This is a genomic window from Brevundimonas sp. GW460-12-10-14-LB2 (genome assembly GCF_001636925.1).
In the GTDB taxonomy this organism is placed as follows: Bacteria; Pseudomonadota; Alphaproteobacteria; order Caulobacterales; family Caulobacteraceae; genus Brevundimonas; species Brevundimonas vesicularis.
On record NZ_CP015511.1, the window covers coordinates 2,861,067 to 2,881,248 of the forward strand.

Annotated in this window: 18 protein-coding genes; 10 read left to right on the plus strand and 8 right to left on the minus strand. The window is 66.9% G+C overall.

Annotation, left to right across the window (positions count from 1 at the left end; genetic code table 11):
- Positions 1–35: 35 nt before the first annotated feature.
- Both A4249_RS14205 and A4249_RS14210 read left to right on the plus strand, forming a co-directional pair.
- Positions 36–2,174 (plus strand): response regulator, encoded by a 2,139-nt coding sequence (locus tag A4249_RS14205; RefSeq protein ID WP_066553778.1) that lies wholly within the window; start codon positions 36–38, stop codon positions 2,172–2,174.
- A gap of 173 nt (positions 2,175–2,347) precedes the next feature.
- Complete coding sequence (locus tag A4249_RS14210) at positions 2,348–3,397, plus strand: ribonucleotide-diphosphate reductase subunit beta (protein WP_066553781.1); 1,050 nt, start codon at positions 2,348–2,350, stop codon at positions 3,395–3,397.
- 22 nt (positions 3,398–3,419) lie between these two features.
- Here the strand turns inward: A4249_RS14210 and A4249_RS14215 are convergent, their stop codons facing one another.
- Positions 3,420–3,836, minus strand: coding sequence for an ester cyclase (locus tag A4249_RS14215; RefSeq protein WP_055809387.1), 417 nt, complete (start codon positions 3,834–3,836; stop codon positions 3,420–3,422).
- Between the two features lie 312 nt (positions 3,837–4,148).
- Between A4249_RS14215 and A4249_RS14220 the strand changes: the two genes are divergently transcribed.
- The gene (locus A4249_RS14220; protein ID WP_066553784.1) at positions 4,149–4,784 is read left to right on the plus strand and encodes a glutathione S-transferase family protein; all 636 of its coding nucleotides are present in this window, start codon (positions 4,149–4,151) and stop codon (positions 4,782–4,784) included.
- Between the two features lie 6 nt (positions 4,785–4,790).
- Here the strand turns inward: A4249_RS14220 and A4249_RS14225 are convergent, their stop codons facing one another.
- A complete protein-coding gene (locus A4249_RS14225; protein ID WP_066553786.1) occupies positions 4,791–5,291 on the minus strand; it encodes a hypothetical protein in 501 nt (166 codons plus the stop codon).
- A gap of 146 nt (positions 5,292–5,437) precedes the next feature.
- Here A4249_RS14225 and A4249_RS14230 point away from each other — a divergent pair, with 146 nt between their 5' ends.
- Positions 5,438–5,701 carry a hypothetical protein gene (locus A4249_RS14230; protein WP_039246564.1) on the plus strand — a complete coding sequence of 88 codons (264 nt, stop codon included), beginning with the start codon at positions 5,438–5,440 and terminating at the stop codon, positions 5,699–5,701.
- A 66-nt stretch (positions 5,702–5,767) separates the two neighbouring features.
- The gene (locus tag A4249_RS14235) at positions 5,768–6,859 is read left to right on the plus strand and encodes an NAD(P)-dependent alcohol dehydrogenase (RefSeq protein ID WP_066553790.1); all 1,092 of its coding nucleotides are present in this window, start codon (positions 5,768–5,770) and stop codon (positions 6,857–6,859) included.
- Between the two features lie 4 nt (positions 6,860–6,863).
- Here the strand turns inward: A4249_RS14235 and A4249_RS14240 are convergent, their stop codons facing one another.
- Complete coding sequence (locus A4249_RS14240) at positions 6,864–8,336, minus strand: sensor histidine kinase (RefSeq protein ID WP_055809375.1); 1,473 nt, start codon at positions 8,334–8,336, stop codon at positions 6,864–6,866.
- Positions 8,333–9,082, minus strand: a complete 750-nt coding sequence (locus tag A4249_RS14245; protein WP_066553794.1) for a TVP38/TMEM64 family protein — start codon at positions 9,080–9,082, stop codon at positions 8,333–8,335. The genes A4249_RS14240 and A4249_RS14245 overlap by 4 nt, the downstream gene beginning before the upstream one ends.
- Positions 9,083–9,208: 126 nt before the next feature.
- Between A4249_RS14245 and rpmH the strand changes: the two genes are divergently transcribed.
- The 4 genes from rpmH to yihA are packed head-to-tail and all read left to right on the plus strand — an operon-like array spanning position 9,209 to position 12,221.
- Positions 9,209–9,343, plus strand: coding sequence for a 50S ribosomal protein L34 (gene rpmH / locus A4249_RS14250; protein WP_003164000.1), 135 nt, complete (start codon positions 9,209–9,211; stop codon positions 9,341–9,343).
- Between the two features lie 30 nt (positions 9,344–9,373).
- Positions 9,374–9,778 (plus strand): ribonuclease P protein component, encoded by a 405-nt coding sequence (gene rnpA, locus A4249_RS14255; protein WP_055754640.1) that lies wholly within the window; start codon positions 9,374–9,376, stop codon positions 9,776–9,778.
- Positions 9,775–11,571, plus strand: coding sequence for a membrane protein insertase YidC (yidC, locus tag A4249_RS14260; RefSeq protein ID WP_055754639.1), 1,797 nt, complete (start codon positions 9,775–9,777; stop codon positions 11,569–11,571). The genes rnpA and yidC overlap by 4 nt, the downstream gene beginning before the upstream one ends.
- A complete protein-coding gene (yihA, locus tag A4249_RS14265) occupies positions 11,568–12,221 on the plus strand; it encodes a ribosome biogenesis GTP-binding protein YihA/YsxC (RefSeq protein ID WP_055809369.1) in 654 nt (217 codons plus the stop codon). Before yidC ends, yihA begins: the two co-directional genes overlap by 4 nt.
- Before the next feature lie 95 nt (positions 12,222–12,316).
- Here the strand turns inward: yihA and A4249_RS14270 are convergent, their stop codons facing one another.
- Positions 12,317–15,181 carry a M16 family metallopeptidase gene (locus tag A4249_RS14270; RefSeq protein WP_066553797.1) on the minus strand — a complete coding sequence of 955 codons (2,865 nt, stop codon included), beginning with the start codon at positions 15,179–15,181 and terminating at the stop codon, positions 12,317–12,319.
- A 202-nt stretch (positions 15,182–15,383) separates the two neighbouring features.
- Here A4249_RS14270 and A4249_RS14275 point away from each other — a divergent pair, with 202 nt between their 5' ends.
- On the plus strand, positions 15,384–16,622 hold the full coding sequence (locus A4249_RS14275) for an argininosuccinate synthase (RefSeq protein WP_066553799.1): 1,239 nt from the start codon (positions 15,384–15,386) through the stop codon (positions 16,620–16,622).
- Here the strand turns inward: A4249_RS14275 and A4249_RS14280 are convergent.
- From A4249_RS14280 to A4249_RS14290, 3 genes are read right to left on the minus strand one after another with little or no spacing between them, the layout of a single operon-like run.
- Positions 16,619–17,920 carry a PQQ-dependent sugar dehydrogenase gene (locus tag A4249_RS14280; protein ID WP_066553803.1) on the minus strand — a complete coding sequence of 434 codons (1,302 nt, stop codon included), beginning with the start codon at positions 17,918–17,920 and terminating at the stop codon, positions 16,619–16,621. The genes A4249_RS14275 and A4249_RS14280 overlap by 4 nt on opposite strands.
- A 59-nt stretch (positions 17,921–17,979) precedes the next feature.
- On the minus strand, positions 17,980–19,299 hold the full coding sequence (locus tag A4249_RS14285) for an acetyl-CoA hydrolase/transferase family protein (protein ID WP_066555265.1): 1,320 nt from the start codon (positions 19,297–19,299) through the stop codon (positions 17,980–17,982).
- Positions 19,300–19,354: 55 nt separating this feature from the next.
- Positions 19,355–20,131 carry a phosphatase PAP2 family protein gene (locus A4249_RS14290; protein ID WP_055809357.1) on the minus strand — a complete coding sequence of 259 codons (777 nt, stop codon included), beginning with the start codon at positions 20,129–20,131 and terminating at the stop codon, positions 19,355–19,357.
- Positions 20,132–20,182: the final 51 nt, after the last annotated feature.

Below are 20,182 nucleotides of genomic sequence, written 5' to 3' on the forward strand. Positions count from 1 at the left end.
CGGGATCCTTAATCTCTGCGTGTCACCGTTACGTCATGGGACTGAAGTGGGTGAACGCAGAAGGCGGGCGCTGGCGGTTTTTCCGTCACGAGGCCGGCCGCGCGGCTGGGCCGTCGCCCTACGCCTATGTGGCCTTGTTCGCCCTGTGCCTGTCGGTCGCCCAGTGGAGCATGCATGCGTTCGGCGCCACGGTTCTGTGGCCGGCCAATGCGGTGCTTCTGGCCGCCGTCCTGCAGCTTCATCGTCGCCAGGCCATCGGCGTCATGCTCGCCTGCGCCGCGATCAACCTCGCCAGCAACATCGTGCGCGGCGACCCCGGCGTGATGATGTTCACCAATGTCGTCCTGAACCTGACGCAGGTCTGCATCGCCGCCGTGCTGGCGCGCCGTTTTTGCGGGGCCGCGCTGGATATGCGCCGGCCTTGGCGTCTGTTCCGTTTCGCCGTCTTCGCCGCCGTACCGGCCGTCTTGATCAGCACCCTGCTGGCGGGCGCGGTCGCGGTGCTGATGAGCTGGAAGGTGCCGGGCACGCTGGCGTTCCGGATGCACCACCTGTTCGACATGGAGCTGCTGGCGATGATGATCGTCACGCCGTCCCTGTTGCTGCTGGCGCGCAACCATCGTTTCAGGGACGACGCCCAGGCCACGATGACGGAGGCGGCCGCCCTGCTGGTTCTGGTCGGCGGCGTCACGCTGTGGGTGTTTACCCAGTCGTCGGCGCCGGTGATGTTCGCGGTGCTTCCGCCGCTGATTCTTCTGGCCTTCCGGCTCGGTCCGCCGACCACCGCCTGCGCGGTGGTGCTGGTCGCGGCCATCGGCGGCGCCGCCACGCTGGCCGGGCATGGGCCGGTTGTGTTGACCCGCCTGCCGCCAGATCCCGTTCTGGCCGCCCTGCCTGAGGTGATGCGCCAGATGAATGTGTTTCATCTGTTCCTGCTTTGCGTCGTCGGGTCGGTCCTGCCCATCACCACCCTGTCGACCGAGCGTCGGCGTCTGACGGCGCGTCTGCGGGCGCGCACGGCGGCGGCGCTGGACGCCTTGGCCCGGGCCAGGCGCGCCGATGAGGCGAAGTCGCGCTTCCTGGCCTTGATGAGCCACGAGATGCGCACGCCCCTGACGGGGGTCACCGGCTATGCCGACCTGTTGTCGCGCTCGACCAGTCTGGACGCCGAGGGCCATCGCCAGGTCAATGCGGTGCGCCAGTGTGGCGAATCCATGCTGCGTCTGGTCGAGGACTTGCTGGAGATTTCGCGCGGGGGCGAAGAGGTCGTGCTGAAGCCCGCCGATCTGCGCGCCCTGATCCAGGACGCCGTGGCGCCGGCGCGCGAGTGGGCCGAGGTCCGCAGCCTGACGTTCGACCTGCACATCGCGCCGGAGGCCGAGGGCTGGGTGCTGACCGACATGCGGCGCCTTCGCCAAATCCTGCATCATCTGACGCTGAACGCCTCGAAATTCACCTCGCACGGGGGCGTGGGCGTCACGGTCGATCGTACCGACGACCGGCTGCGGATCGCCGTTTCCGATACCGGCTGCGGCATGGATGCCGAGACCCTGGCGGGCGTGTTCCGCCTGTTCGAACAGGCGGACGCCTCCACCAGCCGCGCGCATGAGGGGGCGGGCGTCGGCCTGGCCCTGGCCAAGAGCCACGCCGAGCGGCTGAACGGAACGATCGCCGTCGAAAGCGTGCAGTGGCAGGGCTCGACCTTCACCCTGGAGATCGAGGCGCCGATCGTGGCACCGGTGGAGACGGAGAGCGGCGCGCCGCTGGACAGCCGTCGCATGAAGGTTCTGATCGTCGACGACCACCCGGCCAATCGGGATCTGCTGCGCATCATGCTGCAGGCCGCGGACTGCGACACCGCCGAGGCCTGCGACGGGCGCGAGGCGGTGAACGCCGCCTCGGCCGAGGCTTTCGATCTGATCCTGATGGATGTGCGCATGCCGGTGATGGATGGTCTGGCCGCCACCCGCGCGATCCGCGCCCTGGCCGATCCCGCCAGCCAGACGCCGATCCTGGCCGTCACCGCCGAGGCCATGCCCGAAGACGCCGCACGGTGCCTGTCCGCCGGCATGGACGGTCATCTGGCCAAACCGGTGACCCAGGCCAAGCTTTACGCCGCCATCGACGAGACGCTCAGCGCCGCCGCGTCGCGACTGGACGCCCAAGCCGCCTGAGCCGTCGGGCGCGGCTTCATCCCCAGGCCCGTCCCCAGGAATGTGCGGCACGGACACAACATCTAGCGGTCGCGATAAATTGTGATCGCAACATAGACCTATTTTGACTTGGCGCCGACGTCTTCAAATCGCATGGTGAACGCGTCTTCAGAATCGCCCTCAGGTCCAGTTCGATGAACGCCATCACTCCGATCATCCTCCCCGAGCGCGCCGGTCTTCTGACCCCGTCGGCCGCCTACAAGCCGTTCCGCTATCCGTGGGCGTTCGACATGTGGAAGAAGCAGCAGCAGGTCCACTGGATGCCCGAAGAGGTGCCGCTGGGCGAGGACGTCAAGGACTGGGCCTCGACCCTGAACGACGGCGAACGCAACCTGCTGACCCAGATCTTCCGCTTCTTCACCCAGGCGGACATCGAGGTTCAGGACAACTACATGGAACGCTACGGTCGGGTCTTCAAACCGACCGAGGTGAAGATGATGCTGGCCGCCTTCGGCAACATGGAGACGATCCATATCGCCGCCTACGCCCTGCTGCTCGAGACCATCGGCATGCCCGAGAGCGAGTTCGGCGCCTTCATGGAATACGAGGCCATGCGGGACAAGCACGACTATATGGGCAAGTTCGGCGTGGATTCCGACGCCGACATCTGCCGGACCCTGGCCATGTTCGGCGGCTTCTCGGAAGGCGTTCAGCTGTTCGCGTCCTTCGCCATGCTGATGAACTTCCCGCGCCAGAACAAGATGAAGGGCATGGGCCAGATCGTGTCCTGGTCGGTGCGCGACGAGAGCCTGCACTGCGAAGGCATCATCAAGCTGTACCACGCCTTCAACAAGGAGACGGGCGCCGTCACCAAGTCGGTCGCGGACGACATCGTCGACTGCTGCAAGACGGTGGTGAACATGGAGGACAAATTCATCGACCTGGCCTTCGAGATGGGCTCGGTCCAGGGCATGACGCCGGACGACATCAAACAATACATCCGCTTCATCGCCGACTGGCGCCTGCGTCAGTTGAAGCTGCCGGAAGTCTATGGGGTGACGGAAAACCCGCTGCCCTGGCTGCAGTCGCTGCTCAGCGGCGTCGAACACGCCAACTTCTTCGAGGCCCGCGCCACCGAATATTCCAAGGCGGCGACGCAAGGAAACTGGCACGGCGCGGACGGCGTCTGGACCGAGTTCGACCGCATGATGGCGCGCCGCGACATGAGCTTGGTCGCGGGCTGAACCCGCGACCAGGGGCGCGGCCTCAGACGGGGGCCGCGCCGATCTGTTTGAGGATGCCCAGCTCGTCGGAGCTGCCCCAACGTTCGACCATCTTGCCCTCCTCGAACCGGCCGATCTGCATCCCGCGAACCTCGATGGACTTGCCCGTAGCGGCTACGCCCTGGAAGTCGCCCTTGTGCGTGCCGGTCAGGGTGTAGGCGAAGGCCACCTGATCGCCTTCGCTGAGCATGGTCTGAGGTTCGACCTTCAGGTCGGGGAAGGCGGTCCGCATCTCGGTGAAGAAGGCCTTGAAGCCTTCGGGCCCCGGTCCCTGACCCGGTGCGGGATCGTTGTCGACGCAAGCCTCCGCCACGACCTCGGGAAAGGCGTCCAGAGCGCCCGTGTTGACGATCTCGCCGAAGCGTTTGGTTGCGGCGATATTGGCGGTGGCATCGGCCATGAAGGGTCTCTTTCGCTTGGGGTTCGATAGAGACAACCGCCCGATCCCTCTATGGTTTCAGCCGGCACGGTTTATTGCGCTGGCCGGATCCAGGCCGGTCGCGCGATGAGGCCTTGCGGAGGCCCGACCGGCATAGCCGCGCCTGTTCCTGCCAAGGGGCGTAGTCGCGATCATATTGCTCCGGGCTGGCGCGGTGTCGAGGGCGTCTGGGGCGCGTTCGATCGCATGATGGCGCGGCGCGACATGAGCCTGGCCGCGGGCTGACACATCTCCCATTTCGGGCGTAGGCTCTCTCGAAAGGGAGAGCACCCCATGAGCGAAGAGATCGTCTTCTACACCAACCCCATGTCGCGCGGACGCATCGTCCGCTGGATGCTGGAGGAGGCAGGCCAGCCCTATCGCACCGTCGTGGTCGACTATGCGGCGATGAAGTCGCCGGACTATCTGGCGATCAATCCGATGGGAAAGGTGCCGTCCATCGCCCATCGCGGCGTCGTCGTGACCGAATGCGCAGCCATCTGCGCCTATCTAGCTGACGCTTTTCCTGAAGCCGGCTTGGCGCCGGCGACGGACGATCCGCTGCGCGGCCTTTATTATCGCTGGATGTTCTTCGCCGCCGGACCGGTCGAGGCGGCGGTGACCGCCAAGTCGCTGGGTCAACTGCCGCCGCCCGAGAAGTCGGCCATGGTCGGCTACGGCTCGTTCGATCAGGTGATCGACGGGCTGGAACATGCGCTGGATCGCAGTCCGTGGATCCTTGGCGAGCGGTTCAGCGCCGCCGATGTCTATGTCGGCAGTCAGATCGCCTGGGGGCTGATGTTCAAGAGCCTGCCTGAACGGCCGGCCTTCACGGCCTATGCCGAACGGATCACGACACGCCCGGCCGCTGTGCGCGCCCGCGAAATCGACGACGCCCTGATCGCCGAAGCGAAAGCCAAGGCGGACTGATGACGTTTACTGCGCCGGCGCGACCCACGCCGGTCGGGCGGTGCAGGCGGGGCGGAAACCCGTGCGGCACAGTCGCACCTGTTCCTGCCAGGCGGCATAGTCGCGGTCGTATTTCTCCTGGGCCAAGCGGGCGGTCTCGGCGGCGGCGCGCGCCTGTTCCTCGGCCTGGCTGACCTCGATCTGATGACGGGCCAGGGCGGCGTCGTAGTTCAGCCGGTTGTCGGCGTCGGTCTTGTCGGCCAGCGCGTTCTGGGCGGCGATCTCGTCGTTCAGAGCGCGGGTGGTGCGCAGTTCCTCTTCGGTCTGCTGGGCGTCGCTGGCCCGGTGATAGGCCTCGCCCCGCGCCTTCAGCAGGGCGTCGCGGCTGGCGGGATCGGCCGGGTCGGGCAGGGCGCGCTGATCGCGATAGGGGTCGGCGGTCGCCGGCGCCGTCGTCGTCTGGGCGGCGACGGGTGCGGTCAGGGCGGCGACCAGCAGGGTAGCGGCGGCGGCGGTGCGAACGATCATGACTGTCTCTCCCGAGGCCGTGGCGTTCTGCGCAGCTTGGCCATTGTGATCCTGCTGCACAACGCCGCAGCGATGAAAAGGTGGCGAAAGGCTCGGCTTCGCGTCATGGTCGTCCTCTCCCGACCGCAGCCTATCCGAGAAGACCGATGATCCTGAGCACCGCGTCCGGCGACTTCCCTATTCCTGCGGATGTCGCGCGCCAGTTGCCGAACGTGCCGGCCCTGCCCGATACGACCGCCGCAGACGCCAGGCTTCAGATCGAGGACTTCCGTCACTGGCTGGACGCCTCGCCCGAACACGCCATCGACTACGAGCGGCTGCGGCGCTGGCATCTGGTTCAGGAGGAGCTGGCGGCCCAGGCCAAGGCGGAGAACCGGCCCTTCGTCGTGTCCGACGACGGTCTGGAATAAGGCGACGCTGGAACGTCTTCGAGCGCGGGGGATTGCGGCAACATCCCCTTGCTCCCGGAGACTTTCATGTTCCAATCAATCGGTTATGGCGCAAAGACCGCCCGGTCCAAGCTCGAGCCCATGACGTTCGAGCGCGACGATCCCAAGCCCAACGAGCTGGTGATCGAGGTTCTTTACGCCGGCGTCTGCCACTCCGACATCCACCAGGTCAAAAACGAATGGGCCAACACGGTCTATCCGTGCGTGCCGGGCCACGAGATCGTCGGGCGGGTCAAACAGGCGGGCGCCGAGACCTCGCGCTTCAAGGAAGGCGATCTGGTCGGCGTCGGCTGCATGATCGACAGCTGCCGCCAATGCGAAGCCTGCAGCGCCGGCGATCAGAACTACTGCGAGGGTCCGAACAGCTGGCTGGCGACCTATAACGGCCCCATGACGCCAGCGACCGAGACCGAAGACGGCGCCAACATGTACGGCCGGGACAATACCTACGGCGGCTATTCCGATGTGGTGGTCGTGCCCGAGGATTTCGTGTTGCGAATCCCCGAAGGCCTGGACCCCAAGGCGGCCGCGCCCATCCTGTGCGCCGGCGTGACCACCTGGTCGCCGCTGAAACACTGGGGCGTCAAGGCGGGGGACAAGGTCGCGGTCCTGGGCTTTGGCGGTCTGGGCCATATGGCGGCCAAGCTGGCCAAGGCTCTGGGGGCGGAAGTGACCGTCCTGACTTCGACGCCGGAGAAGATCGAGGACGCCAAGCGGCTGGGCGCCGACGCGGCCCATATCGAGACGGACAAGACGGCCCTGGCGCCCCTGGCGGGGACGTTCGACTTCATCCTGTCCACCGTGCCCGAGAAGCACGAGATCGGCGCCCTGCTGGACCTGATGAAGCGCGATGCGGCCTTCATCGTCGTGGGCAATCTCGATGTCGTGGACGGGGTCGATAACTCCAAACTGGCCTTCAAACGCCAGACGGTCGGCGGCTCCTTGATCGGCAATCTTCAGGAAACCCAGGACGTCTTGGACTTCTGCGCCGCCAACGGCGTGGCCCCCGAGGTCGAAATGATCGACATCGCCGAGATCAACGACGCCTATGTGAAGATCGAGAACGGCGAGGCGCGCTACCGCTACGTCATCGACATGGCGACCCTGAAGGCGGCCTGATCGCCTATCCGGGCAGGCGCAGTTCGAAGGCTGCGCCTGTTCCGTCGGTCTCGACCAGACGCAGGTCACCGCCGTGAAGGGCGGCCAGTTCGCGCGAGATGGTCAGGCCCAGGCCCGAGCCGTCCGAGCTCTTTGAGCTGACGAAGGGTTCGAACAGTCGTTCGGCCAGACGCGGCGGAATGCCGGGGCCGTCGTCGGCGATGCGCACGACGCAGAAGCCGTCCTGACCGAAGGCGCTGACGGTGATGGCGCCCTTGCCGCGGCGCTCGGGCGGACGCGTGGGATCGGCCTCAATCGCCTGGCGTGCGTTGCGCATCAGATTGACCAGGATGCGATACAGCTGATCCGGGTCGGCCTCGACGGCGAACCGGGGCGGCAGCTGTTTGACCAGGCGCACGCCGTCGGGGTCCAGTCCGGCGTCCTCGGCCGCCAGGGTCAGAGCCTTGGTCAGGACGACGCGGGTCTTCTGGGGGGCAGGCTCCTCGCTCTTTCCGTACTCCAACACATTGCGGGACAGGCCGGCGGCGCGACTGAGCGCGCGCTCCAGCCGGGGCAGGGCCTTGGCTACCTGCGGGTCGGCGGAGGTCGCCAGCCTCTCGGACGCCATCTGGGCCGAGGTCAGCATGTTTCGCAGGTCGTGGTTGATCTTGGCCACCGCCTCGCCCAGCGCGACCAGACGGGCACGAGAGCGCAGGGAATGACGCACCTCCTCCTGCATCCGGCTGAGTTCGCGCTCGACGCGGCCGATCTCGTCGTGGCGATCGGACGGCGCCTCGGCCTCGCTCTCGGGATCGGCGGCGAACCGCTCCATCGAGCGGGTGACGCGACGAAGCGGCCGCAGCACCAGCAGGGCCAGACCGCCATACAGCAACGCGCCCGCCGTCACCGACACCAGCAGGGACACCAACAGGCTGTTCAGGAGGAAGGCGCGCAGCTCCAGCTTCAGCGGTTGAGCAGGCGTGACGATCTCGATGAAGTCGCCCGAGCGATAGCGCGGCTTGGCCTGAACCCGCAGCGAGCGGTCCGGATGGCCGAACAGGGTGCGCCACGGGTCGGTCAGGCGCGACCAGCTGTCCTGACGCCTCAGATCGATCAGTTCGGGCGCGCGGGGCAGGTTCGGGGCCTGAAGCAGCAGGCGGCGCACGCCTTGTTCCGTCAGGGCGACCGCCTGAACCCCGCCGATCCGCATCAGCTCGGCGGCCGTGTCGTCCTCGACCGCGCTATAGGGCAGGGCCTCGACCCCGACCGAGGCCAGTTCGGCGGCCTGGAGCCGATCGCGCAGCCAGCGCTCATGGAAGGCCGCCAGGTTCGGGCCCAGGATCAGAGCCTCGACCGCCAGGGTGAAGGCGACAGTCAGCAGCAGCAGCCGCGCCGACAGACCGTCGGGCGCGCGCGGGGTCAGGCGCTCGCGCCAGAGACTGGCCTGGTCCGGCGTCAGATTCAGCCGCGCCGCGATCCGGTCGAACAGGGCGCTCATGCCGCCGTCGCTCCGATCCGCCGTGCACGGATCATCTGGAACAGCTTAATGCCGATGGGCAGCAGCAGCGACAGGAAAACCACGCCCATCAACGGCCAGAAGAACTGTTGCAGCAGCATCGGCAGGTCCGGCCGCACGCCGGCGCGCAGCAGGTCGCCGAGTTGCGATCCGATCCAGGTGTAGATGAAGGTGGACGGCAGCAGTCCGATGAAGGTGGCGATGATGTAGGGCCTGAGCGGCACCGCCATCATCCCCGCCGTCGCGTTGACCAGGACGAAGGGCACGCTTGGGATCACGCGCAGGGTGAACAGGGTGGTGAAGGCGTTGCGGTCGATGCCCTTGGCCAGCCGATCCATGAAGCCGGCGTCGGCCTCGAACTTGGCGCGCAGCCAGGAACCGATCGAGGTGCGATAGACATAATAGATGACGACCGAACCGATGGTGGCCCCCGTCGATTGCGCCAGGGCCCCGACATAGGGGCCGAACATCATCCCGCCCAGCAGGGTCAGGAAAACGGGTCCGGGAATGGTCGAGGCGGTCGCCACGGCATAGACGGCGATGAAGGCGACCAGCGCGATCCACCAGTTCTGTTGCGCATAGGCCTGAAGGTTCAGCCCGTGCTCGCGGATCAGATCCATCGACAGATAGCGGTTCCAGCCCAAGGCGAAGAAGGCGACCACCAGCCCGGCGATGGCCGCCAGCGGCGCCAGCCGCAGGGCCCATTCCTTCGCCGTTCGTTTCGCCATCCGTTTCATCGTCCCGAAATGCCGTCCGAGCGTTGACTCACGCGGACATGCGACTTATACGCCCGCCCTTCCTGCGGCGGACGCCTCTTGCCCCGTCGCCCAACCTTTTAACGTCAGGAGCCGACCGTGAAGCGGACCTATCAGCCGTCGCGACTCGTGCGCAAGCGCCGTCACGGCTTCCGCAGCCGGATGGCCACCAAGAACGGCCAGAAGATTGTTGCGCGCCGTCGCGCCAAGGGCCGCAAGCGCCTGACGGCGTAAGCGGCTTACGCGTCCGGACCTTTTGGACGCATGAGCGACCTTTTACAGATCAAGCGTCTGTTGCGGCGGCCCCAGTTCCTGGCGGCCGCCAAAGGCGTTTCCGAGGCGCGCGGCGCCGTGGTGATCCAGCGGCTGGAGCGCGGCGACGGTTCGCCGCACATCGGACTGGGCTTCACCGCCACCAAGAAGATCGGCGGGGCGGTTCAGCGCAACCGCGCCAAACGCCGTCTGCGCGAGGCCGCACGGGCCATGCTGGCCCAGCACGGCGTGCCCGGAAGCGACTATGTCTTCATCGCCCGCATGGGCACGACCGAGCGTGCGTGGGACCGTCTGCTTGACGACGTGAAATCGACGCTTACAAGGCTGGCGACACCCAAGGCCAACAGGCCTTCGCACGCCCGCGCCCCCTCCGGCCAGGACCGCCAGAATCCATGAAAAACGAAAACACGCGCAACACGATCATCTTCATCGTGTGCTCGGTCCTGATCATGGGGATCTACTATTTCGCCGTGCTGCGTCCGCAGGCCGAGCGTCGCGCCGTGCAACAGCAGGCCCAGGCCGAGCAGTCGCAGACCGCCGATAACGCCGCGCGCACGGCGCTGAGCCCGCAGGGCCCGACCTTCGTCACCGACCGCAGCCAGGCGCTGAGCACCGCCGCGCGCGTGCCGATCCAGTCCGGAACGCTGAAAGGCTCGCTGTCGCTTCAAGGCGGCCGGATCGACGACCTGTTCCTGACCGACTACCGCGAGGTTCAGGACAAGCCCCAGCCGGTGGAGCTCTTCCGCCCGCAGGGGATGCAGAACGCCTACTTCGCCCAGTTCGGCTGGACCGGCCCCAATGTCGCCGGCGGCGTGCCCGGACCCAATACCGTCTGGCGCCTGACCAATGGTTCGACCCTGACGCCGACGACTCCGGTCACCCTGACGTGGGACAACGGCCAGGGCCTGCGCTTCACCCGCGTGATCTCGGTCGACGACAAATACGTCTTCTCGGTGCAGGACACGGTCCAGAACCTGGGTACGCAGGCGATCACCATCGCCCCCTACGGCAGCGTCCAGCGCCAGGGCGTGCCGCCCGCAGCTGGCTCGTCGCACATCGTCCACGAGGGTGCGATCGGCACCTTCGGCAAGCCGGGCGACTACCGGACCGAACAGAAGAAATACAAGGACTGGTTGAAGGAGCCGCGGATCGAGAACGCCTCGACCGGCGGCTGGCTGGGCATCACCGACAAATACTGGCTGGCGGCCCTGTTGCCCCAGCAGAACGAGGCGGTCGAAACCGAATTCCGCGTCCGCGACCTGAACGGCGCCCAGCAGCTGGAAGCCAATGTCCTGGGCACCACCCGCACCATCCAGCCGGGCGCCACCGCGACCGAGACCCAACGCCTGTTCGCCGGGGTCAAGCGCGCCGAGGTGCTGAAATCCTATGAGCAGAGCCTGAATCTGCCGCGCTTCGTCTATGCGATCGACTGGGGGATGTTCTGGTTCCTGACGCGTCCGATCTTCTGGATCCTGGAGAACGTCTATGGCCTGGTCGGCAGCTTCGGCGTCGCCATTCTGGCCCTGACCGTCATCGTCAAGCTGGTGATGTTCCCGCTGGCCAACAACGCCTACGCCTCGATGTCCAAGATGCGGAACCTCCAGCCCAAGATGGAGGAGATCAAGAAGAAGTTCAAAGACGACCCGCAGAAGCAGCAGCAGGAGACGATGGCCCTGTATCAGCGCGAGAAGATCAATCCGGTCGCCGGATGCCTTCCGCTGGTGCTTCAGATTCCGGTCTTCTACGCCCTGTACAAGGTGCTGACCGTGACCATCGAAATGCGTCACCAGCCGTTCCTGGGCTTCATCCATGACCTGTCGGCGCGCGATCCGTCGTCGATCTGGAACCTGTTCGGCCTGATCCCATGGGATCCGGCGATGGCGCCGCTGATCGGCGGCCTGTTGGCTGGCCCGCTGCACCTGGGTCTGCTGGCGATCGCCTACGGCCTGACGATGTGGCTGCAGACGGCGATGAACCCGCCGGCGGCCGATCCGGTCCAACGCCAGATCTTCCAGTTCATGCCGCTGCTGTTCACCTTCATCATGGCGCCGTTCGCGGCGGGCCTGCTGATCTACTGGGCCTGGTCCAACATCCTGACCATCCTGCAGCAGTATGTGATCATGCACCGCTACAAGGCCGAGAACCCGATCGACACCTTCTTCGCCCGCTTCAAGAAGTCACCGGCGTGATCGACGAGACCGAGTTCACGCCCGAGGACATCGAGGCGGCGCGCGTCTTGTTCGCGCGGCCTGCGACCTTCGTCATGGGCGCGGCCAAGATCGAGCAGTTGCCCGACCCCGATCTGCCCGAGATCGCCTTCGCCGGTCGCTCGAACGTGGGCAAGTCCAGCCTGATCAACGGGCTGGTCGGCATGCACAAACTGGCCCGCGCCTCGAACGAGCCGGGCCGCACGCGCGAGGTCAACTTCTTCGATCTGGACGGCCGGATGCGTCTGGTCGACCTGCCGGGCTATGGCTGGGCCAAGGCTTCCAAGACCACGGTCAAGAAGTTCCAGGATCTGGGCCGCGACTATCTGCGCGGCCGGGTGACGCTGAAGCGGGTCTATCTGCTGATCGACAGCCGCCATGGGCTGAAGTCCGTGGATACGGAGGCGCTGGATGCGCTGGACCTGGCCGCCGTCAGCTATCAGATCGTCCTGACCAAGGCCGACAAGCTGAAGAAGGGCGAGGGCGAGGCCGTGCAGGCCGCGACCCTGAAGGCGATCTCCAAACGCCCCGCCGCCTTCCCGGTGGTGGCCCTGACCTCGTCGGAAAAGGGTCTCGGTCTGCCCGAACTGCGCGCCGAGATCATGCGCACGACGGGCGCGACGCTGGATTAAAGGCCTCATCATCGGGTCAGGCCCGAGCATGACGGCAAAGAGAAAAGGCCCGGAGATCGCTCTCCGGGCCTTCGTCGTTCTGGTCTGTCGTCGCCCTATTGGGCGGCGGGGGCCGCCGCGCGGACCTCGACAGGGATGCCCAGGGCGTCCAGTTGCGGCTTGACCACCGAGGCGTCGCCGACCACGACCCAGACGAACTTGGACGGGTCGATGGCGGCCTTGGCGGCGGCGTCCAGCTGGGCTGCGGTCAGGGCGTTGGTGCGTGCCGCGATGGTTTCCGGATAGTCGTCCGGACGGCCCAGCAGGGCGTTGGAGCGCATGGCGCCCAGGACGGCGGCCGAGGTCTCGTAGCTGCCGGCCAGACGGCGGGTGTTGCCGTTGATCGTGCGTTGAAGCTCCTCGGGCGTCACGCCCTTGCCGCCCGACAGGAAGTCGCTGAACTGCTGGTTCAGGGCTTCGATAGCCGGGCCGGTCTTGTCGGCCTGGACCGGGGCGGTGACCAGATAGGGCACGCGTCCGGCGAACGGATTGACCGAGGCGTTGACGCCGTAGGACCAGCTCTTGGTCTCACGCAGATCCGAGTTGATGCGCGACAGGAAGTCGTTGCCGAGCACATTGTTCGCCGCGTTCAGCACCAACAGGTCGTCGGTGCCCGACAGGCCCAGAACCTCGCCGCCCATGATGTAGGACTGGGGCGATTGCGGGCGGTCGATCAGCACGATCTTGGGCGTCGCGGCCGGGATTGGGGCCGAGAAGTCCTTGACGGCCTTGGCCGATGCAGGCGGGACCCACTGACCGAAGGCGCTGTCCAGGATCGGCGTCAGCTCGGCTAGGGGGCGGTCGGAGACGACGAACAGCTTGGCGTTGTCCGGGCGGATCCACTTGGCGTAGTCGGCGCGGATGTCGGCGTCGGTGATCGCCTTGACGCTGGTCTCGTCGCCGTTGCCGCTGAACGGACGGCCGTAGGGGCTGTTGGGCCCATACATCAGTTCCGGCAGGGCGCGGCTGGCCAGGGCGGCCGGCTGGGTCCGCTCGGCGGCGATGCGCGACAGGCGGGTGGCGCGAAGTCGCTCCAGCTCGGCCGGGGCGAAGGCGGGATTGCGCACCACCTCGGCCATCAGATCCACCGAAGGCTTCAGGTTCGGCGTCACCGCCGACAGTTGGACGACCGAGCTGTCCATCGTCGCGCCGGTGGTGATGGTCGCGCCCAGGGCTTCCTGCGCCTCGGCCAGCTGCGTGGCGTTCAGGGTGCGGGTGCCCTCGTCCATCAGGTCCAGCATCAGGGTCTGCAGACCCAGTTTGGACCGGTCGTCGGCGGCCAGGCCGGCGTCGAAGTCGAGCGCGATCTTCGTCGTCGGGGTGGCGTCGCGCTGGGCGTAGATCACCTCCATGCCGTTCGACAGGCGGGTGCGCTCAACGGCCGGGAAGTCGACGTTGGCGACCTGACCGATCTCGGGCTTGGGCATGCGCGGCTTGCGCTCGATTTCCGGGGCCGGCGTGCGATTGGCCCCGGACGGCGAGGCGGCCGCCTCCTGATAGGCTTCGCGCTGGCCGGGCAGGGTGGTCAGCGTATAGGCCGGACGGGTCAGCCACTTCTGCATCGCCGCCTTGACCTGGGCCGGCGTGACCGCGGCGTAGGCCGCCAGCTGCTTCTTGTAGAACTCCGGATCGCCGGCATAGAGCTGGCCTTCGGCGAGCGCCGTGGCCTTGCCGCCGAAGCCGCCGACCTGTTCCAGGCCCTGGATGCGGCGCGAGGCGTACTGGGTGACGACGCGGTTGATCTCGTCTTGGGTCGGGCCATTCGCGATCAGGCCGTTCAGGATTTCACGCATGCGCGCCTCGACGGCGGCGGGGTCTTCGCCCGGCTTGATCGTGGCGCTCATCTCGAAGATGCCGACGCGATGGAAAGCGCTGTTGCCGGCGCTGACCGAGACGGCGGTCTGTTCGCCGCGCACGAGCTCATTGTCCAGGCGCGAGGAGGCCAGGCCGCCTAGAACTGATGCCGCGACGCTGAGCGGCACGGAATCCGGGTCCAGCATGCCGGGCACGGCCCAGCTGACCTCGACCTGGGCGTTCGAGACGCGGTCGTGGGTGGTTTCGCTGAGCGGAGCGGACAGGGTCGGCACCGGGGCCTGGGCGGGATTGTTCACCGGACCCTTGGCGATCGGGCCGAAGTATTTGTCGGTCAGTTCACGCGCCTTGGCGGGTGTGATGTCGCCGGCCAGCACCAGAACGGCGTTGTTGGGGCCATAGTTGGAGGTGAACCAGTCGCGCACCGTCTGCATCGAGGCGGCGTCCAGATCGGCCATCGAACCGATGGTCGAGTGGCGATAGGGGTGGCCTTCGGGGAACAGGGCCTCCAGCTGCTTGTACTGGTTCAGGCCATAGGGCTGGTTGTCGCCCTGACGCTTTTCGTTCTGGACGACGCCGCGTTGCAGATCGAGCGTTTCCTGGCTGATGGCGCCCAGCATGTAGCCCATGCGGTCGCTTTCCATGAACAGGGCCTGTTCCAGCGCCGGGGTCGGAACCGTCTCGAAATAGTTGGTGCGGTCGAAATAGGTGGTCCCGTTCATGTCAGTCGCGCCCATGTTGCGCATCGGCGTGAAATAGCTGCCGGGCGCATTTTCCGAGCCGCCGAACATCAGGTGTTCGAACAGGTGGGCGAAGCCGGTCTTGCCGGCCGGCTCATCCTTGGAGCCGACATTGTACCAGACGGAGACGGCGACGACGGGGGCCTTGTGATCCTCATGGACCAGGACGGTCAGGCCGTTGTCGAGGGTGAACTTGGTATAGGGGATGTCGACTTCGTTGATCAGCTGCGACACCGGCGCGGCCTGGACGGCGGGCGCGGCGGCCTGACCGGCGGCCTGGGCAGCGGGTGCGGCGGCCACGGAGGCCCAGACAGGCGTTGAAACCGCCAGAAGGGCGGCGGCGGCGACGAGAGAGCCAGTGCGGCGCATGCGATATCCTCGGGATTGCAGTTGGATGGGACCATAACGACGGTCTGCGGTCTGGCAACGCGACGGAATGAAACATGACGAAAGGTTCATGTTCACCGCCCCCTCTTCATCGGGAGACCCCGGAAAAGGTTGCATCGCCGGACCCCCGGTCTTATGCGCGCGTCAACTCCCCGACTGACCGCCCCTTGCTGAAAGAGCCGCCATGTCCGCCCCCGCCGACAAGCCCGTCAAGAAAGTCGTCCTCGCCTATTCGGGCGGGCTGGACACCTCGATCATCCTGAAGTGGCTCCAGACCGAATATAACGCCGAGGTGGTGACCTTCACCGCCGACCTGGGCCAGGGCGAAGAGTTGGGCCCGGCGCGCGAGAAGGCGCTGAAGCTGGGCATCAAGCCCGAGAACATCTTCATCGACGACCTGCGCGAAGAGTTCGTGCGCGACTTCGTCTTCCCCATGTTCCGCGCCAACGCCCAATATGAGGGCGACTACCTGCTGGGCACCTCCATCGCCCGGCCCCTGATCTCCAAGCGCCAGATCGAGATCGCGCGTCAGGTCGGCGCCGACGCCGTCTGTCACGGCGCGACCGGCAAGGGCAACGATCAGGTCCGGTTCGAGCTGGGCTACTATGCGCTGGAGCCCGACATCCGCGTCATTGCTCCGTGGCGCGAGTGGGAGTTCCGCAGCCGCGAGGCCCTGCTGGACTTCGCCGAAAAGAACCAGATCCCGATCGCCAAGGATAAGCGCGGCGAGGCGCCCTTCAGCGTCGACGCCAACCTTCTGCACTCCTCGTCCGAGGGCAAGGTTCTGGAAGACCCGGCGGTCGAGGCGCCCGAGTTCGTCCACCAGCGCACGATCGCGCCTGAGGACGCGCCGGACGTGGCGACCGTCATCGAGATCGGTTTCGAAAAGGGCGACGCCGTCTCGATCAACGGCGAGGCCATGTCGCCCGCCACGATCCTGACCGCCCTGAACCAGTATGGCCACGACAACGGCATCGGTCGCCTGGACCTGGTCGAGAACCGTTTCGTCGGCATGAAGTCGCGCGGCGTCTATGAGACCCCCGGCGGGACCATCCTGATCGCGGCGCACCGCGGCATCGAAAGCATCACCCTGGACGGCGGCTCCATGCACCTGAAGGACCAGCTGATGCCGAAATACGCCGAGCTGATCTACAACGGCTTCTGGTTTTCGCCCGAGCGCGAGATGCTGCAGGCGGCCATCGACAAGAGCCAGGAAAACGTCTCCGGCACGGTCAAGGTCAAGCTGTACAAGGGCAATGTCTCGGTCATCGGTCGCGAAAGCCCCAACAGCCTGTACGATCAGGACCTGGTGACGTTCGAAGAAGGCGTCCAGGCCTATGACCACAAGGACGCGGCCGGCTTCATCAAGCTGAACGCGCTGCGCCTGCGCGTTCTGGCCAAGCGCGACGCGCGCAAGAGCTAGGGCGTCTTGTCCAACCGGGCGATCCTGAGGATCGCCCGGTTGCGGTCGTCCGTGACCCAGATCGATCCGTCGGCGGCGACGGCCAGCACGACCGGCGCGCCGCGCGGCTGACGGCCTGCGACCGTGTCCCAGCCCGGCGTCAGAACCTTGCCGCGCAGGCTGGGCGCGCCGGTGGGATAGGACAGGGCGCCGCGCGGATAGATGGCGTAGCGGCCGCCGATATCGGTCAGGGGGCGACCCTCGCCGTCCGTCTCGGCCGCCACGATCCGGCCGCCCGCGCGACGATAGCCGTGCCAGCTCATCAGCAGCCGGCCACGCAGTTCGGGGAACATCGCCCCGTCGTAATAGATCAGGTCCAGCGGCGCGGCGTGGGGCGGCAGCAGGGCGACCGGGCGGTCGCGCTGGCCGCATCGCGCCTGGCCCGCGCTCCAGCCCGGCAGGGGCGTCGCCAGATCGACGCAGTAGGGCCAGCCGTAATGGCCGCCCTGACGCAGGACATTGATCTCGTCATAGGGATGGTCGGGCGTGGTCAGATCGACCGAGTTCTCGCCTTGCAGGATTGTGCCCGACGGGTGCCGCACGAGGGCGATGGAGTTCCGCAGGCCCGAAGCGAAGACGGTGCTGTCCTCGGCCCAGCGGCCATTTCCCATATAAGCGTGGCGCCGCACCTGGGCCGTCGCCGCGCTGTCGATGCAGGCGCCCGCCGCATTGGCGCGCGCCTGGCCCCGCGCATCCACGCAGCGGTCGCTAGGGGCGCCGACATTGACCAGCAGGTCGCCGTTCGCGTCGAAGACGAAGCTGGACAGCGGGTGGCGATTGGCGTGTAGCCGATTGTCGGGCAGGTCGCCGATGACGGTGCGCACCGTCGCCGCCGGATCGGCCGCGTCGGGGTCCAGCGTCAGGATGCGGTTCATCTCGGACACATAGATGCGCCCGTCCGGCCCGCGCGCCGCCGTGTGCGGCATGTTCAGTCTCTGGGCCAGCCGTCTCCAGCGCGGCGCACTGTCGGGGCCGAACGACAGCCGCCAGATCGCGCCATTGCCCGGATACCAGTTGCCGAGATCCGTCACCAACCAGTCGCCGTTCGATAGCGCCAGCAGGCCGCGCGGCATTCGCGGTCCCTCGGCCCTCGCGCCTTGCCAGACCAGCCCCAGGCAATAGCCCGGCGCCATCCGCACGCTGGTCATGGGTCGGCCGCCGCAGTCGCCGTCGGTCGCATAGGCGCCTTGCGCGGCCCTCGCGCTGACAGGCGCGGCGACGAGCAGGGACAACAGGGCCAGAAGGCGGACGGTCTTCATAACGCCAGAAGTCCCGACGGAAGGCCCAAGATCAAGCCGTAGTTCAAGTTGTCGGGGCGTCAGATCAGGCCCTGCTCGCGCGCCGCCGCCGTCAGGCCGTCGCGAAACTCGGGCGCGGCCAGGGCGATCAGGGCGCGGGCGCGCTCGCTGGACGACTTGCCCTTGAGATTGGTCCAGCCGTGTTCGGTGGCGACGATATGGGTGTCGTTGCGCGGCGTGGTGACCGGCCCGTCCAGCCGCGCCACGATGCGAGAGGCCGTCCCCTTGGCCGCCGTGGAATGACAGGCGATGATCGACTTGCCGCCCTCGGATCCATAGGCGCCGCGCACGAAGTCCAGCTGGCCCCCGGCGGCCGTGAACTGGCGCCCGTTCAGAAACTCTGAGCAGCAGGCGCCGGTCAGATCGACTTGAAGCGTGGCGTTGACCGAGATCATCTTCGCATTGCGCGCGATCACGGCCGGGTCGTTCACATACGAGACCGGATGGGCCTCCATGCCGCGATTGCCGTCCAGAAACTCATAGGTGTTGAGGTCGCCCATCGAGAAGGCGAAGACGCCTACGCCGGGATGCAGGGTCTTGCGGGCATGGTTGGCCACGCCGGCCTGCATCAGCTCGACCAGGCCGGGCGTCAGCATCTCGGTATGAACGCCCAGATCGCGGTGGTCCATCAGGGCGTCGCAGACGGCGTTGGGCAGGGCGCCGATCCCCATCTGAAGCGTCGCCCCGTCCTCGACCAGGTTGGCGATGATGCGGCCGATGGCCAGGTCCGCCGGTTGGGGTTCGGCGCGCGGCACGACCAGCAGGGGCGCGGCATGTTCGACGATGCCGGCGACCTTGGACACATGGACGGTGCAGTCGCCGAACACGCGCGGCATGTGCGGATTGACCTCGACGATCACGGTCCTCGCCGTCTGCGACACCGGCTTGGCGTAGTCGGTGTTGGTGCCGAACGAGAAGAAGCCGTCCGCATCCATCGGCGAGACGGTGCAAATAAGGGTGTCCACCTTGACCTCGTCGCACAGAAGGCGGGGCGACTGCTGAAAGCCCGTGGGGATGAACTGCACGGGGTTGGGGCGACCCTCCTCGTGTGCGCGCTGTTCCAGCCGGCGTTCGATGGCGCTGTGGAACAGGCTCCAGGGGCGGATCCGGTCCATCAGTTCATAGCGCAGCACCGTCTCCCCGGCGATGGCGGTCGAGAGCAGATAGTAGAGGTTCACATCCTCCACCTCGCCGCGCTCGGCCCGTTCGGCCAGGGCCCTGAGCAGGGCGGGCGGCTGGGACACGCCAAGGCCCATGGCGACCTTGGCGCCCGAGACGATCAGGGCGGCGGCCTGGTCGGGGGTCTTCAGGCGTTCGGCGTAGAGGGCGGCGTGATCCATGGCGTGCGTCTCCGACATGTCTTCAGACTAGCCTGCCGCGAGGCGGATGGCGGGCCTAGACTTTGGTCGGGTCGGGCGCGGCTTCGATCGGGGAGGCTTCGTCCTGCAGCGCCGCACGGTGGCGCTTCTGCCAGCGCGCCACCCCATAGGCGACCAGCCACAGGGCCATGGCCCAGGCCGCGCCGACCGCCCAGCCGGCGAAGACGTCGGTGGCCCAGTGGGCGCCCAGATAGATGCGCGTCAGCCCGACCAGCAGGGCCAGCAGAATGCCGACGCCCAGCACGAAGACCTTGAACCGCTCGCGCGGGAAGGCGCGGGTCAGCATGACAGCGACGCTGAGATAGAAGACGGTGGATAGCAGGGCGTGGCCGGAGGGGAAGCTGGCGTTGATCGTCTCCACCGCCTGAGCGGCGGCAGGGGGGCGGGCGCGTTCGAACAGCGCCTTCAGGCCCTCCGAGAGCACGACGCCGCCGGCCAGGCCAATGACCAGCAGCAGGGACGACAGCCATTTCCGCTGGCTCAGCAGGAAGACGATCACGATCAGGGCGAACAGGCCTAGCACAGAGATGCCGCCCAGCGAGGTGATATCCGCCGCTGCCTCCTTTAGCCACCACGGCCCCCACGGCCGGCCTGGATCGTCGGCATAAGGCCGCATCAGCGCCAGAACTTGAAGATCGAAGGCCTGGCCCTCGCCCTCTGTCATCTCATCGGCCAGGCCGGCGAAGGTCAGAACGCCGCCGGCGACGACCAGCAGGGCCAGAAGCGCGGCGATTTCCGTGCGGGCGACCGTCAGGGCGCGTATCAAAAAGGCGCGTAAGTCAGAAAGCGTCATGGGCGAGCCAACGGCCAAGCTGAGCAGTCGTTCCGATCACGCGTTCGTGAT